The sequence below is a fragment of the Gallicola sp. Sow4_E12 genome (assembly GCF_052116305.1).
GTDB lineage: Bacteria > Bacillota > Clostridia > Tissierellales > Peptoniphilaceae > JBQKLI01.
On the sequence record NZ_JBQKLI010000006.1, the window covers coordinates 43,612 to 57,733 of the forward strand.

General features: G+C 38.4%; 12 protein-coding genes, 1 tRNA gene, 1 pseudogene and 1 other annotated feature (1 of these 15 cut by a window edge). Of the genes and pseudogenes, 6 read left to right on the forward strand and 8 right to left on the reverse strand.

Annotation, left to right across the window (positions count from 1 at the left end):
- Positions 1 to 152 (reverse strand) — a binding site (T-box leader) (it extends 53 nt beyond the left edge of the window).
- 38 nt (positions 153 to 190) lie between these two features.
- Both ACTQ46_RS04475 and ACTQ46_RS04480 read right to left on the reverse strand, forming a co-directional pair.
- Positions 191 to 1,483 carry an NAD(P)H-dependent oxidoreductase gene (locus ACTQ46_RS04475; RefSeq protein WP_441747725.1) on the reverse strand — a complete coding sequence of 431 codons (1,293 nt, stop codon included), beginning with the start codon at positions 1,481 to 1,483 and terminating at the stop codon, positions 191 to 193.
- A gap of 11 nt (positions 1,484 to 1,494) precedes the next feature.
- Positions 1,495 to 2,718, reverse strand: coding sequence for an NAD(P)/FAD-dependent oxidoreductase (locus tag ACTQ46_RS04480; protein WP_441747726.1), 1,224 nt, complete (start codon positions 2,716 to 2,718; stop codon positions 1,495 to 1,497).
- 164 nt (positions 2,719 to 2,882) lie between these two features.
- On the opposite strand from ACTQ46_RS04480, the gene ACTQ46_RS04485 reads away from it, so the two are divergent.
- Positions 2,883 to 4,331: a nicotinate phosphoribosyltransferase gene (locus ACTQ46_RS04485; RefSeq protein ID WP_441747727.1), complete on the forward strand. Its 1,449-nt coding sequence runs from the start codon at positions 2,883 to 2,885 to the stop codon at positions 4,329 to 4,331.
- A gap of 1 nt (position 4,332) precedes the next feature.
- The gene (locus ACTQ46_RS04490) at positions 4,333 to 5,205 is read left to right on the forward strand and encodes a CPBP family intramembrane glutamic endopeptidase (protein ID WP_441747728.1); all 873 of its coding nucleotides are present in this window, start codon (positions 4,333 to 4,335) and stop codon (positions 5,203 to 5,205) included.
- A 49-nt stretch (positions 5,206 to 5,254) separates the two neighbouring features.
- Here ACTQ46_RS04490 and ACTQ46_RS04495 read toward each other — a convergent pair whose 3' ends face one another.
- The 3 genes from ACTQ46_RS04495 to ACTQ46_RS04505 are packed head-to-tail and all read right to left on the reverse strand — an operon-like array spanning position 5,255 to position 7,829.
- On the reverse strand, positions 5,255 to 5,863 hold the full coding sequence (locus ACTQ46_RS04495) for a ribonuclease H1 domain-containing protein (RefSeq protein ID WP_441747729.1): 609 nt from the start codon (positions 5,861 to 5,863) through the stop codon (positions 5,255 to 5,257).
- Positions 5,864 to 5,865: 2 nt separating this feature from the next.
- A complete protein-coding gene (locus ACTQ46_RS04500; protein ID WP_441747730.1) occupies positions 5,866 to 6,378 on the reverse strand; it encodes a phosphatidylglycerophosphatase A family protein in 513 nt (170 codons plus the stop codon).
- Positions 6,378 to 7,829 (reverse strand): alpha-amylase, encoded by a 1,452-nt coding sequence (locus tag ACTQ46_RS04505; RefSeq protein ID WP_441747731.1) that lies wholly within the window; start codon positions 7,827 to 7,829, stop codon positions 6,378 to 6,380. Before ACTQ46_RS04505 ends, ACTQ46_RS04500 begins: the two co-directional genes overlap by 1 nt.
- Positions 7,830 to 7,979: 150 nt before the next feature.
- Between ACTQ46_RS04505 and ACTQ46_RS04510 the strand changes: the two genes are divergently transcribed.
- The 3 genes from ACTQ46_RS04510 (at position 7,980) to ACTQ46_RS04520 (ending at position 10,077) form a co-directional block, all read left to right on the forward strand.
- Entirely contained in the window at positions 7,980 to 8,816 is an 837-nt protein-coding gene (locus ACTQ46_RS04510; protein WP_441747732.1) for an aldo/keto reductase, read from the forward strand.
- A gap of 8 nt (positions 8,817 to 8,824) precedes the next feature.
- Complete coding sequence (gene rlmB / locus ACTQ46_RS04515; RefSeq protein ID WP_441747733.1) at positions 8,825 to 9,559, forward strand: 23S rRNA (guanosine(2251)-2'-O)-methyltransferase RlmB; 735 nt, start codon at positions 8,825 to 8,827, stop codon at positions 9,557 to 9,559.
- Between the two features lie 71 nt (positions 9,560 to 9,630).
- Positions 9,631 to 10,077, forward strand: a complete 447-nt coding sequence (locus ACTQ46_RS04520; protein WP_441747734.1) for a PH domain-containing protein — start codon at positions 9,631 to 9,633, stop codon at positions 10,075 to 10,077.
- A gap of 233 nt (positions 10,078 to 10,310) precedes the next feature.
- On the opposite strand, the gene ACTQ46_RS04525 is transcribed toward ACTQ46_RS04520, so the two are convergent.
- From ACTQ46_RS04525 to ACTQ46_RS04535, 3 genes and pseudogenes are all read right to left on the reverse strand, one after another.
- A tRNA-Thr gene (locus ACTQ46_RS04525) sits at positions 10,311 to 10,386 on the reverse strand.
- Between the two features lie 141 nt (positions 10,387 to 10,527).
- Positions 10,528 to 11,067: a rubrerythrin gene (gene rbr / locus ACTQ46_RS04530; protein ID WP_441747735.1), complete on the reverse strand. Its 540-nt coding sequence runs from the start codon at positions 11,065 to 11,067 to the stop codon at positions 10,528 to 10,530.
- 102 nt (positions 11,068 to 11,169) lie between these two features.
- Positions 11,170 to 11,990, reverse strand: a pseudogene (locus tag ACTQ46_RS04535) (ADP-ribosylglycohydrolase family protein).
- Between the two features lie 199 nt (positions 11,991 to 12,189).
- On the opposite strand from ACTQ46_RS04535, the gene ACTQ46_RS04540 reads away from it, so the two are divergent.
- The gene (locus ACTQ46_RS04540) at positions 12,190 to 14,121 is read left to right on the forward strand and encodes an aconitate hydratase (RefSeq protein WP_441747736.1); all 1,932 of its coding nucleotides are present in this window, start codon (positions 12,190 to 12,192) and stop codon (positions 14,119 to 14,121) included.
- Position 14,122: the final 1 nt, after the last annotated feature.

Below are 14,122 nucleotides of genomic sequence, written 5' to 3' on the forward strand. Positions count from 1 at the left end.
AAACTGTATAACGGCACAGGTCCGAAAAACCTTACTTCTTTTCAGGTTTTTAACTCCAAGATGATGTTCTGCCAAGTTCTCCTTAATCCTTTTCAGCTGCCGGATCTCTCTTTAAAGCTTCCCTTAACAAAAGTTCTTTTCCTCGTTTATCTACAGGTAATAGTATCCTTTTTGAGATTTTTTGTCAAGATTATAATCCCAAGAGATCCTGTTCTTTTCTCAATTGAATAATAAGATTATCTTCTTCAAGTTCTACCATATCCAATGTGATGAACGTATCTTTTTTAATATCGCAGTTTATCTTTGTATTTTTTGTAATCAAACCTACCGGCAGAAGATTTCTCTTCTTTTGGTCTCTGTGGCTTGTAATCTGTCCGAAGACGTCTTTTCCGCCGATTCCTTCCAACGTTTGGTCTTTTTTAAGATCTCTTTTCGCAACAGTGACTGTATCGGATACTTGTCCTTGAAGAGGAGCGATGGTCGCATCATTTTCCACAATGGCATTATAGATTGTCATCGGCGTCTCAAGACTTGTTAAATGATAGGGTCTGTATAAAAGATAGTTCGGTCCTTCCCCCATAGAAAGATACTTCATAAGATCTTTCACTTCTCCTGACTCATGGGTCACTACGGCAAAAACTCCCGGAGCGATTCCGAAGGCAAAATCTACTGTCCCATAATTATTTAAAATGCCCCCTTGTTCTTTTAAAGACATTTGTTTCGGAAGTCTTTTCACATCCGTTTCAAAACCGTGACATCCCACTACATCCGGCGTAAACCCGAGGGCATTGGCAACAGAAGTCAGCTCGATCATTGTATTTGTTCCGTCTACAAAGGCAGTAAGCATTTTAGGATAGAGACCTTTCGACAAAGCTTCCTCTCTCAAGTCTTCTTCTGTCACATAATGGTTTAAAGGATTATTTTTTCCTTTTCCCACTGCTAATAACTTGAAACCCACACCTTCTGCAAAATCAGCGAGTTCCATAATCGCTCCCGGCTCATCTCCAGCCGTTCCCGTATATATAACGCCTTTTTTGTTTGCCCGGTCTAAAAGAATCGGTCCGACTACTGCATCGCACTCCACATTCAGCATAATAATATGTTTGTAATGGTCTATAGATTCTTTCGCAAGCTTTGCTCCAAAGGGAGGATTTCCTGTTGCATCTACAACTCCTTGAATGGCATTGAGCTTGTAGGCTAATGTGTAATCGTCAGATATTACAAAGTCGTCTTTTTTCAAGGCAAGTTCCGCTTCTTTTACAGAAGTAGTACGAATAATATTTTCTTCTTTTACCCCCGCCGCTATTAAAGAAGCTTTTGCTTTCTCTACTTCTTCATCAACAACAACGGAAGGACGCATACCTTGGATTCTTGACATTTGATTGATTAAACCATTTCCCATTTTTCCCGCTCCAACCAGACTGATGCGGATTTTTCTCCCGCTTTGATCTAACTGCTGAAGTTTTCTTTTCATCTTTAACATAAATGTCTCCTTTAATATAAGTCCATATTCATTGCGCAAACATAAGCCGAAGACCATGCCCATTGCAGATTATAACCGCCGCAATCTCCATCGATATCGATGATTTCGCCAATACAATACAGACCTTCCCTTTTCTTTAATTCCATCGTTTTAGGGCTGATTTCCTTCGTAGATACACCGCCGCAGGTTATCTGTCCGTCTTTATCCGACTTTTCTCCTAATACTTTAAAACTATAATTTTTTAATTTTTCCTTTATTCTGTGAATATCTCCATTGCTTAATTCGGCAGCTTTCTTGTCTTTGTCAAGATTAAGATCGCGAAGTATCGGTATTATCAAGTTCTTATGTATCAACCCGACCAACGCCTTTTCCAATGAAGCAAATGAATTATTTTCAAAATTTGTTTTCAAAAAATAATACAATATATTTTCTTCCATAGCCGGTAAAATGTCAATAGATAGACGTACATCTTTGCCTTTTTTTAAACTTCGTATAGCCTCTGAAGATATCTGAAGAACTGCCGGTCCAGAAATACCGTATCGGGTAAATAAAATATCCGAATATTCTTTGCGGATACTTTTGCCATCTACTACTAAGGTGCAGGACCCGGGCACTTTCGTACCATCCATTCTTTTTAGATAAGGATAGTCCAGTTTCAGCTGCACAATCCCCGGATGAGTGTCTATAATATCGATACCGAATTTTTTCACAAGCTTATAGCCGTTGCCGTCGGAACCGGAATTTTCCATGGCCCTTCCTCCCGCTGCTATAACAACTTCATCAGCATAATATTTTTTGCCTTTCTCGTCAGCGATTATATACTGGCTTTTTTTTGCAATGTCTTTTACATAGGTGTTTAAAAGAATCTTAACCCCTATATTTTTAGCATACTCTTCCACTCGAAGAGGAATAGAAGAAGCTTGGAGGCTCATAGGAAATATTTTTCCTTCTTCTAATTCGATTTCAGGAATTCCAAGTTTGTGAAAATACTCGATAGCTTCTTGATTTGAGAACTGATGAATTGCCGTCATGGCAAACTTCGGATTCACACCGTGATAATTTTTTATATTTATATTTCGATTTGTAAAGTTGCAGCGGCCATTTCCAGTAGCGTAGATTTTTTTCATAATCTTATCGTTTCTTTCCAACACCGTCACTTCAAATCCTCTTTCTCTCAATAATAAAGCACAAAACATGCCGGAAGCTCCTGCCCCAACCACAATAATATTTTTCATCTCTTCCTCCTAATAGTTCTATTATACAATAACAAAGCTTTTGTTGTGAAAGAGCCTTTCAAAAGCGAAACACATTGTTGTTTTATAGGAAATCCTTTTTTTATTTTTAGCCTTAGACTATAATGTAAAGTAGTACTTAATGAATAATCTTAAAGGAGACTATTATGTTTGACTGGACTGAAAATAGAAATCTGACACTTTTGGCTGATTTTTACGAATTTACAATGGCCAACGGTTATCTGGAAGAAGGGCTTGAGGATCGCATCACTTATTTCGATCTTTATTTCAGAAAAATCCCGGACAATGGCGGTTATGTAATTGTAGCCGGTTTGCAGCAGCTGGTAGAATATCTGAAAAACCTTCACTTCACAAAAGACGACATCGAATATTTTAGAAATAAAAATATATTTTCCGACCGCTTTTTAGTGTACCTGGCGGACTTTAAATTCGAATGCGATGTATGGGCGATGCCTGAAGGGAGTGTAGCTTTTCCAAACGAACCTTTAGTAATCGTAAGAGGACCGGCTGTGCAAGCGCAGCTTATTGAAACTATGGCTCTTTTAACCATCAACCATCAGTCTCTTATCGCTACAAAATCCAGCCGTATTGTAAGAGCGGCTAAGGGACGGGCTGTAATGGAATTCGGAGCAAGAAGAGCTCAAGGAGCCGATGCAGCTACATTAGGAGCAAGGGCCGCTTTTATCGGAGGCGTTGTAGGCACATCAAATACCCTTACCGATAAACAGTATAACGTTCCTGCCTTAGGTACCATGGCTCACTCTTGGGTTATGATGTTTGACAGCGAACTTGATGCCTTTAAAGCTTATGCAAGGGCATATCCTGACGACTGCACCCTGCTTATAGATACGTATGACACTTTAAAAGAAGGGATCCCAAACGCCATTAAAACCTTTGACGAAGTACTGAAACCTCTAGGCAAACGACCTAAGGGCGTTCGTATCGACAGCGGTGATATCGCCTATCTTTCTAAAGAGTCCCGCAAGATGCTCGATGATGCCGGCTATGAAGACTGCGGAATCGTTGCTTCTAATTCTCTAGATGAATATACGATCACTGATTTATTCGATCAAGGAGCAAAGCTCACATCTTTCGGTGTAGGAGAACGTCTTATTACCGCGAAATCGAACCCTGTCTTCGGCGGTGTTTATAAGCTCGTTGCTATCGAAAAAGAAGGTAAGATCGAAGCAAAAATTAAAATCAGCGAAAATGTTGAAAAAATCACCACTCCCGGTTTTAAACAAGTTTACCGAATTTATGACCGAAACTCCCATAAAGCGAATGCGGACTTGATCTGTATGCATTCTGAAGAGATCGACACAAACGAACCTTTAGAAATCTTCCATCCCGTTTATACATGGAAGCGAAAGACGTTTACAAACTTTTATGTAAAAGAGCTGCTTGTTCCCATTTTCGAAAAAGGGCAATGTGTTTATAACCTTCCTTCTCTAGATCAAATAAAAGAATACTGTGTAAAAGAAGTAGAAACATTATGGGAAGAAGTGAAGCGTTTTGAATTCCCCCATATTTATATTGTCGATCTATCTCAAAAATTATGGGATCAAAAAGATAAGCTGCTTCATAACAGAGATTAAAATGAAAAGATCTATGAAAGACTTTTTGAAAAAGGATTTAGCTTTTATACTAGTCTATTTAGGAGCGAGAGCTGCACAATTATCCATTTATCAATCCGGCATCCGCTCCTTTAATATGACCTTAGATGATATGAATAGGATCGATAATGACGGGTTTGTATTTGTTTACCTTTTTTTGAACCTGCTTCCTCTTGCCGTTATCCTTCTTTTCAATCGTCTTCATTGGAAAGATTCTCATGCATTAGGACTCACAAAAAAATACTGGGGCCGTAATCTGATATCCGGGTTTCTGATGGGGCTGATTGTAGTCTTTTTATATAACGGTATTACACTGGGACTTCGGGCAAATATCCTGATGGGCGTGTCCAACACTTTCTATCCCCCTTATATTCTTGTCTATCTGATCGGGTTTTTAATACAGGTATTCCATGGAGAACTTCTCATGCGGGGATTTGTCTTCCACAGGCTCCAAGAGTGGATAAAACACACTTATGCGTTAGCACTTTCCGTTGGACTCGCAGCACTTTTTTCTGTACTGGTTCATATTACAACCTATCCTTTTTCTCTATTAACCATCGTAAACACGTTTTTATGGGGACTCTTCCTTTGCCTTCTAGTATTGGATTCTAAAGATATCTGGCTGGCAGCAGGATTTCATTTTGGATGGAATTACATACAATCCGTATTTTTTAGCCATATTATCAATGGAATCCATACAAACACCACCTTTTTACATATCGCTGTAAATAAAGACTACCCCCTTTTAACAGGAGGAGCTTACGGACCTCTGGCTTCTTTAATCACAACGTTAATCCTTCTGCTTCTAACAACACTTTATATTTTCAAAATTGATCGGACAAAAAAACAATCTTAGAATACCGTTTCTTTATGATTTCTCAACATAGCCGGTACTCTAAGATTGTTTATTTTATTCCTACAGATTTTTTTGCCAGCTGGTCGGCCATTTCATTGTAATGGTCACCGGAATGGGCTTTAACTTTAACAAAATAGACTTCTAAATTTTCCTTGTATTTATCATAAATTTCTTTATAGCTTTTAGTAAGGAGGGTGTTTCTTTTCCATTCTCCTTTTGCCCAGTATTCGATCCCGGCATAATCATAGTGAAGAAACAACACATTTTTCTTTTTTTGAATTGCCATTTCCATAGCTCTAATAGCCCCTAAAACTTCTCCGGCAACATTGCGGTGGGTACTGTATTCTGCTATGTCTCCTTTTCCAAACCCCGTTTCTTCCCCTTGGTCTGTTAAAAGTACAATGCCATAACCATATTCTTTTGTCTTTGTATTATAACTCCCATCGACATAAGCCGCTGCTTCTGTACTTTTGATATCCGCTAAAGAAAAATCTTTCGCCTCTTCCAAATTCCCGGAGATAAAAAGTTCCGCTTCTTTTAAAGTCGTAAACTTTTTATACTCCGCTCCTTTAAATCCTGCCACTTGGGCTTTACATTCATCCCAAGTGGCGTAGATTCCATTTTTCCTTCCTTTTCGAACTGCATAAAATTTGCTCATTTCTACTCCACATACGAATGCGCGATACGGCTTGATGCCGCCGCTGCCAGTGCCGCTACTATATCATCCAAGAAGGTGTTTACAGAATCGTCTTTCGCTTCATCTAATTCTTTGATAATACCGTATTTCTTTTTATCTAAATAACCATAATTTGTAAGACCGATACTGCCGTAAATATTCACGATAGATAAAGGAATGATTTCATCAATTCCGAACAGACCCTCATCAGATTTCACGATAGACAACAAAGGTTCTTTTAACAGATTCTGCTCCGCCAGTTCGTCTAAAGCAATTCCTGTTAGAATCGCATGAACGACCTCCCGTTTCCGCATAACACTCCTTATACTTTCCCGACATGTTTCAAGGTCTAAATCAGGATGATAATCAACCTGCAGAGAATGAACAATCTTAGCCAGATCATCTAGCCCGATATTTCTTCTTTTTAACGCCTCTATGGCAAACTTTGTCAGTTCCTCCATGGTATAGCGGTATTGCCGTTTTTGATTGTCTCCCATTATTTCTCTCCCCAAGCTGCTAGTGTTCCAGGTCCGACTTCAAAATTACCATATCCTTCTTCATCGATTACAATTTTATTCGTATTCCCATTGGTAAGATCGCTGTACTCTTTCCCTGCTTGGTCCTCTCCTACAAACATTCTTAAAGTTTTGCTGTCACCTGTAGAAATAACAACAGCTAATTTTCCCGGATGATCTTCCGAACCGTGTCTCACCCATCCGATAAGCTCTGGATCTTCCATATAGTCATCCTGCTCGCCATAAGCGTAGCTTTTACGGACCCAGATTAAATTGTCGATTACTTCTTTTTGTCCGTCAATCGGATTGTCGCCTTGGATTCCGTAGTAATCACCGTAAAAGATGCATGGATAGCCGTCTCTTCTTAAAAGAGTGATCCCGTATGCAATTTTTTTAAACCAAGGCTGTACAAAAGACTCTAAAGATTGTCCCGGCTGGCTATCGTGATTATCCACAAAAGTCACTGCTAAATGAGAATGCTCCTGAACAACAGAACCGTCAAATATCTTTCTCATATCAAAATTGTCATCCTGAGAAGCTGCTTCTAAATTATAATGAAGGCCTGTATCAAATAAATCTGTATGATAGCTTGTTTCATAAAGATAATGATTCGACTTGTCCGGATCCGGAACCCAGTATTCTCCAAAATAATAAAAATCATCCGGCACTTTTCCTTTTAAGTTATCGATAAAGTCATTAATAAAATCATAGCTGATATGTTTTAGCGCATCAAAACGAAAACCATCGATATCTAGTTTTTCCACAAACCATTCGCTCCATTTAAAAAGCTCTTGGCGCACATCTTCATTTTCATGATCAATATCCGAGAACATTAAATAATCAAAATTCCCTTTCTCTCCCGCTACTTCATCGCTCCAGTCCTTGTCTCCGTCGACAGAAACGATTTTAAATATTCCGCTGGTGCCGGATAATGTATCGTAGTCTACTCCGCTGAAATGCTGGAAATTCCATTTGAAGTTTGAGTACTTATCTCCTCTTCCCGGAAAGTTGAATCCTGTCCAAGCTCTAATATCATGGGCTTCAGAAATCTCTTTGTTTCGATCATTTTCATCTACTTGAACTGCCATAAAGGTTTCTTCAAAATCGCCGTTTGCTTTATGATTTAAAACAACATCTGCATATACTTTTATATCATTATCATGAAGAGCTTTGATTGCTTCTTGAAGCTCTTCTAATGTTCCATATTTCGTTCGAACAGTACCGTGCTGGTCAAACTCCCCTAAATCATACAAGTCGTAAACACCATAGCCAACATCGTTTGTACCTGTTCCTTTAAACACAGGAGGTATCCATATACCATCTATCCCTGCTTCCTTCAATTCTTTCGCTCTTTCTTTTAATCGAACAAAGTATTTCCCGTCATCAGGAAGATACCATTCAAACCCCTGCATCATTACAGAATTTGTATCCATATACTATTACCTCCAGATCCTTTTTTTTGTATCACTTTTTTATTATACCCCATTTTACTTATTCGCCCCTTTCGTCTTTTCTATACGCCCGCCTTGAAATCCGTTATAATGATTCTAGTTGATAATAGAAAATAGAACAAAGGAGGATTTATGAATAAGATTAAATTAAACAACGGTCTATCTCTACCCCAGCTTGGATTTGGAACTTATAAAATCACGGATGAAGAGATCTTAGACAAGCTGCTTCCAAAAGCTGTCGACCTTGGTTATGAACTTTTAGATACGGCTTCCTATTACAATAACGAACGAGCCATCGGCGATTGTATCTGCCGCCATACATTATTTGGTAAACTAAAAGTCTGCACGAAAATCTGGCCAAAAGATTATGGAAGAGATCAGACTCTTTATTCTATCGAAAAATCCATGAAGAATCTTAGGCTGGATAAGCTGGAGGGATTGTTTCTACACTGGCCTTCTGAAGACTTCGAAGAAAGCTGGAAAGCTTTGGAAGAAGTATACGAAGAGGGTTTATGCAATTTTATCGCTGTTTCCAATTTTCACAAACAGCATTTAGAAAAGCTGTTTGTTCACGCCAATATTAAACCTGCTATCGACCAGCTGGAGACTCACCCCCTTTTACAGCAGAAAGATATGAAAGAATATCTTTCCCAGCATAATATCCAGCTGGAAGCATGGTCGCCTCTAGCGAGAAGCGTAGAGAGGCTTACAGATACTGCTGTTATTGAAGAGATCGCCTCCAAATATCATAAGTCCCCGCAGCGGATTGTAATCCGCTGGCATATCGAGGAAGGAAACATCCTGATTCCAAAAACTTCGAAACTGGAACGTTTAGAAGAAAACAAAGAAGTGTTTGATTTTTCCTTAAGCCGGGAAGATCACAATAAAATCGCCAAACTCGACAGCGGAATTCGAGTATCTCAAGATCCTGAAGACGAGAACTGGTTAAAAGAAATTAGAGAAAAATAGGAGAAAAAATGTCAGAATATATTATAGGAAGAAACGCCTGTTTAGAATTATTAAACAGCGACCGGACAGTCGATAAAATCTATATCCAAAAAGGTGAACAAAAAGGTTCTATCCTGAAAATTATCGGAAAAGCAAAATCTATGGGTATCCATGTTCAAGAAATCGACCGAAGAAAATTAGAAGAAATTACAAATGCAACGAACCACCAGGGAATCTGCGCCCTTGTATCGGATTTTAAATATTCCAGTATCCAAGAGATTTTAAGCTTTAGCAGAGAAAAAGGAGAAACTCCTTTTTTAGTGTTTTTAGACGGTATCGAAGATCCCCATAATCTAGGGGCAATTATTCGAACTGCAGAAGTCGCTGGCGTACATGGAATTATCATCCCAAGCAGAAGATCCGCAAGTATCAATGCCACCGTTGAAAAAACGTCAGCCGGTGCTACAAGCTATATGAAAGTTGCTCAAGTAACAAATCTATCCAGGGCCATTGAAGAAGTAAAGAAGGAAAACATCTTTGTTTACGGTGCAGACGGCGAGGCAAAAAGCCTTCATACTAAAACGAATCTTACAGGGCCTATCGCTTTGGTCATCGGAAATGAAGGCAAAGGCATCTCTCAGAATATAAAAAAACACTGCGACGAACTGATTAAAATCCCGATGTTTGGAAACGTAGGTTCCTTAAACGCTTCCAATGCAGCAGCCATTTTAATCTACGAAATTCTTCGACAAAGAGGAGAATAAGATAACCGAAGAGCATTCCTTTAAGGATTTTAAACATACTGATGATGAAAACTATTATAGGAGAAATATAAATGGCAATAAAATTCGGTAAAAATATAGCCCAAGGGCTTTTAGGCAACTTTTCAGAATATGACTTAAAAAAAGCAACAGAAGAATATGGAAAATTCCTAATGGAGGATGAAATCATCGAGAAAGCTTTTAAACTTCTTCGAGATGCTCTAGTCATAACCTCAAAGAGATTGCTCTTTAGCGATCGACAGGGACTAAGCGGAGAAAAGCAACGAATTATATCTATCAACCTGCATTCCATTTACAATGTAACAGTGGAAACAGCAGGTTCAGCTCTAGATGATAGCGAAATAACTATAAACTATATTAAAACTCCAATATTAAATGCTCGTACATTGGAATACGATAGCCATACATTCGAATTCCCCAAAAATTTTGACGTTGCAGAACTCTATAGATATTTTATGACATTAGCTTATAATAATGTCCAAACGATGAATAAACTATAAATCCAATAACTTCCTTTCGGAAAAAGGAATTCAAATGTTGAGTATATAGAAAAGCTGTGAATAGTTGCAGCATAATCATTAAACATTTCTTCTAAGAATGGCAAAGAATAATTAAAAACTGTTTGCCCATCAATCTCCTGTCTTGCGGATATCAATAAATACGTATATATTTCATAATATTAAAACAACAAAAAGGAAACCTTGAAATATTTCAAGGTTTCCTTTGCTTTTTATGGAGCTCACTGCCGGAATCGAACCGGCGACCTCTTCCTTACCATGGAAGCGCTCTACCGACTGAGCTAAGAGAGCATAGAATATATTAAAGTATACAATGGAGTTCGATGCTTGTCAATTCTATTAACCCTAAAATCTCCATTATTTTGTGAAACAGTATTTCCTTTTAAACTTTCCAAAAAAAGAAGCCCGCTATAGAGCAGGCTTCTATAAGTATTAATAATTTTCTGCACGAACTTCAAAGAAGCTTTGCGGATGAGCACATACTGGGCATACTTTTGGAGGGTTTTTTCCAATTACAATATGTCCGCACTCTAAACATTTCCAGATTGTATCTCCATCTCTTGAGAACACTAATCCGCCTTCTATGTTTTCTAACAATTTTTTATAACGTTCTTCATGCTCTTTTTCGATAGCAGCTACCATTTCAAATTTTTTAGCGATTTCGATAAAACCTTCTTCACGAGCTTCTTCTGCCATACGAGCATACATATCTGTCCACTCGAAATGTTCTCCTGCAGCAGCATCTACTAAATTTGCTTCCGTCTTAGGGATTTCACCGCCCATTAGATATTTAAACCAGATTTTAGCATGCATCCTTTCATTTCCAGCAGTTTCTTCAAAAAGATTTGCAATTTGCTGATAACCGTCTTTACGAGCTTGTCCCGCATAATAATCGTATTTATTGCGTGCTTGACTCTCCCCTGCAAATGCTTCCATTAAATTCTTTTCTGTTTTTGAACCTTTTAAATCCATAATTTCCCCCTTTAAACTTTTGTTATCTGTTACATTTATATTATATACCATTTCCCCCGCTAATACAATAGCAATTATAATAAATACTTTTTTAGAATGAATCTAACACCCGATATACTCTGCTATCCTTTCTCTTCCCTGAAGTTTTTCAAGCCAATCCTTTGGAATACTATGATATCCGTATACTATAGCCGCAAGTCCGCCAGCGACAGCCGCTGTTGTGTCTGTATCTTGCCCTACTTCTATGGCCTTCACGATACAGTCTCTATAATTTCCGGTTTTTAAAATACACCATATCGCAGCTTCCAATGTATCTACCACAAAACCAGTTGAACGGATTTCATCTTCCGAGAGTTTCTCCAAAAAGGGAATTCTCTTATATATTTCAGAAACATTTATTTTAGATAATATCGATCTTAGATCTTGACCATGAAGAAGCCTTTTTCCGATTTCCACATATATTCTGCACCCTTCTTTTGATATCGCATGGTTATGGGTAAGACCTGAGACCCCATCTATTTCTTCTGCTGTACATTTTACAAAAAGAAGAGGAAGGATTCTCATAAGGGCTCCATTTCCATTATCTCTTATAGTCCTTTGTCCGCAGTTTTCTATGTCTTTATGCAGATGATAGGATTCGATCGCTTTTGCGTCGTTCTTCCCACTCCGAAGGTAATTCCATTGGGAGTATATTTTCCTTTAAAATACCATTTTTCAAAGGACTTCATCATATCCTCCAGATCGATTCCTTCATTTCTGCGAATAGAATCCCAGGCTGCCAGAGTCATCGCCGTATCATCAGACCAGATAAGGGGACTATTATCCTCTAAAAATTCAAATCCTCTTTCTTTAAATTCATAGGGAACTCCTAAGCTGTCTCCGACAGCAAATCCGTATACTGCTGCTTTCAACTCTTTTTCCATATTTATACACCTTCTTTCTTTTTCAAGATTAACCTATAAATCTTATTTTGCATTACATTTAGAAATATTTCAATTTAAAAGTGAAAGAATCTTCTTAAAAAGGGATTATCAAGCCCTTTTACTTCTATTTCATTGTCAACGCATAAAAAATCGAATATAATAATATAGATACAGTCTATTAATAACAAGGGGGACATAAATGAAAGGTACTGTTTTTTATAAAATATTAAGAGACCATTTAATCGACGGAGAACTTGAAGTCGGCAAGGAAATTGCAATTCGTTTGAATCAAACACTGACTCAAGACTCAACAGGAACAATGGTTTATCTTCAACTAGAAGCGATGGGAGTAGATTCCATTAAAACAGATTTATCTGTAGCTTATATCGACCACAACATGCTTCAATCCGGTTTTGAAAACGCGGACGATCACGAATTTATTCGTACAGCAGCTAGAAAATACGGACTTGTCTTCTCAAAACCAGGCGGAGGAATCTGCCACCAAGTTCATCTAGAGCGATTTGCAAAACCAGGTATTACAATGATCGGATCCGATTCCCATACACCGACTGCAGGGGGCTTAGGAGCTATAGCTATCGGAGCAGGCGGACTTGACGTAGCTGTCGGTATGGCAAACGGCTACTATTATTTAACTGTTCCCAAAGCCCATAAAGTGGAACTAACCGGAAAACTTAGTCCTTCTGTGAATGCAAAAGATGTTATTTTAACAGTGCTTCAAAAATTATCTGTTAAAGGCGGCGTAGGCTATATTATGGAATACGCAGGCGAAGGAGTAAAATCTCTTTCTGTAACAGACAGAGCGACTATTTGTAATATGGGTGCAGAACTTGGCGCTACCACTTCTATTTTCCCAAGCGATGAAAATACAAGAGAGTTCTTAAAACGCCAAGGCCGCGAAGAAGATTATACCGAAATTAAAGCAGACGATGATGCCGAATACGAAGAAGTTTTACAAATCGACTTATCGGAAATCGTTCCTTTAACAGCTCAGCCTCACAGCCCAGATGCTGTCGAAGAAGTAGGAAATTTAAAAACCAAAGTGGATCAGGTCGCTGTGGGATCTTGTACAAACTCTTCTTATCAAGACATGATGAAAGTTGCGAAATTCTTAGAAGGAAGACGCGTTCATCCTGATGTAAGTTTAGTTATCTCGCCAGGTTCCAGCAATATTATCCGCCTTCTTTCAGAAAACGGTGCACTGGCTACATTTATTCAAGCAGGAGCAAGAATTCTAGAATCAGGCTGCGGTCCTTGTATCGGTATGGGACAAGCGCCAAAATCTGCCGGTGTAAGTCTTAGAACCTTCAACAGAAACTTCAAAGGGCGTTCAGGAACGATGGATGCACAAGTTTACCTAGTAAGCCCGGAAACTGCTGCGATTTCAGCTGTAAAAGGATATTTAACCGACCCCAGTACAGAAGATATCGACTTGAATATTCCGGAGCCGGAAAGCTACGGACAAAGCGACAACTATTTTATCTATCCTTCAGAGGAAGGTCTAGGAAAAGATGTTGTTATGGGTCCGAATATTAAACCTTTCCCTATCGCCGTTCCTTTAACAGAAACTATCGATAAAAAAGTAATCTTGAAAACAGGAGACAATATCACAACGGACGATATTTGTCCATCGAATGCGAAACTTCTTCCATTCCGTTCAAATATTCCTTATCTTTCTCAGTTCTCTTTTAAAACAATTGTGGATGATTTCTACGATAGAGCAAAAGAAAATAATGGCGGAATCATAATCGGAGGAGACAACTACGGCCAAGGTTCTTCTAGAGAGCATGCTGCGTTAATTCCGCTTTATTTAGGGGTAAAAGCAGTTATCGCCAAGACTTTTGCTAGAATTCACCGTTCTAACTTAATCAACAGCGGTATTCTTCCTCTTACCTTTGTAAATAAAGAAGATTACGACAAAATCGAAGAATACGATGAAATAGTTTTATCCGATCTTATCGAATCTATCAACAACGACAAGCCGATTAAAGCTTCTATTAAAGGAAAAGATATTGAATTCCTAGTAGAGTTTAGCGGATCAGATAGAGAGAAAGAAGTTGTACTAAACGGCGGTTATTTAAACTATTCTAAAAACAACAAATTGGAGGTATAAG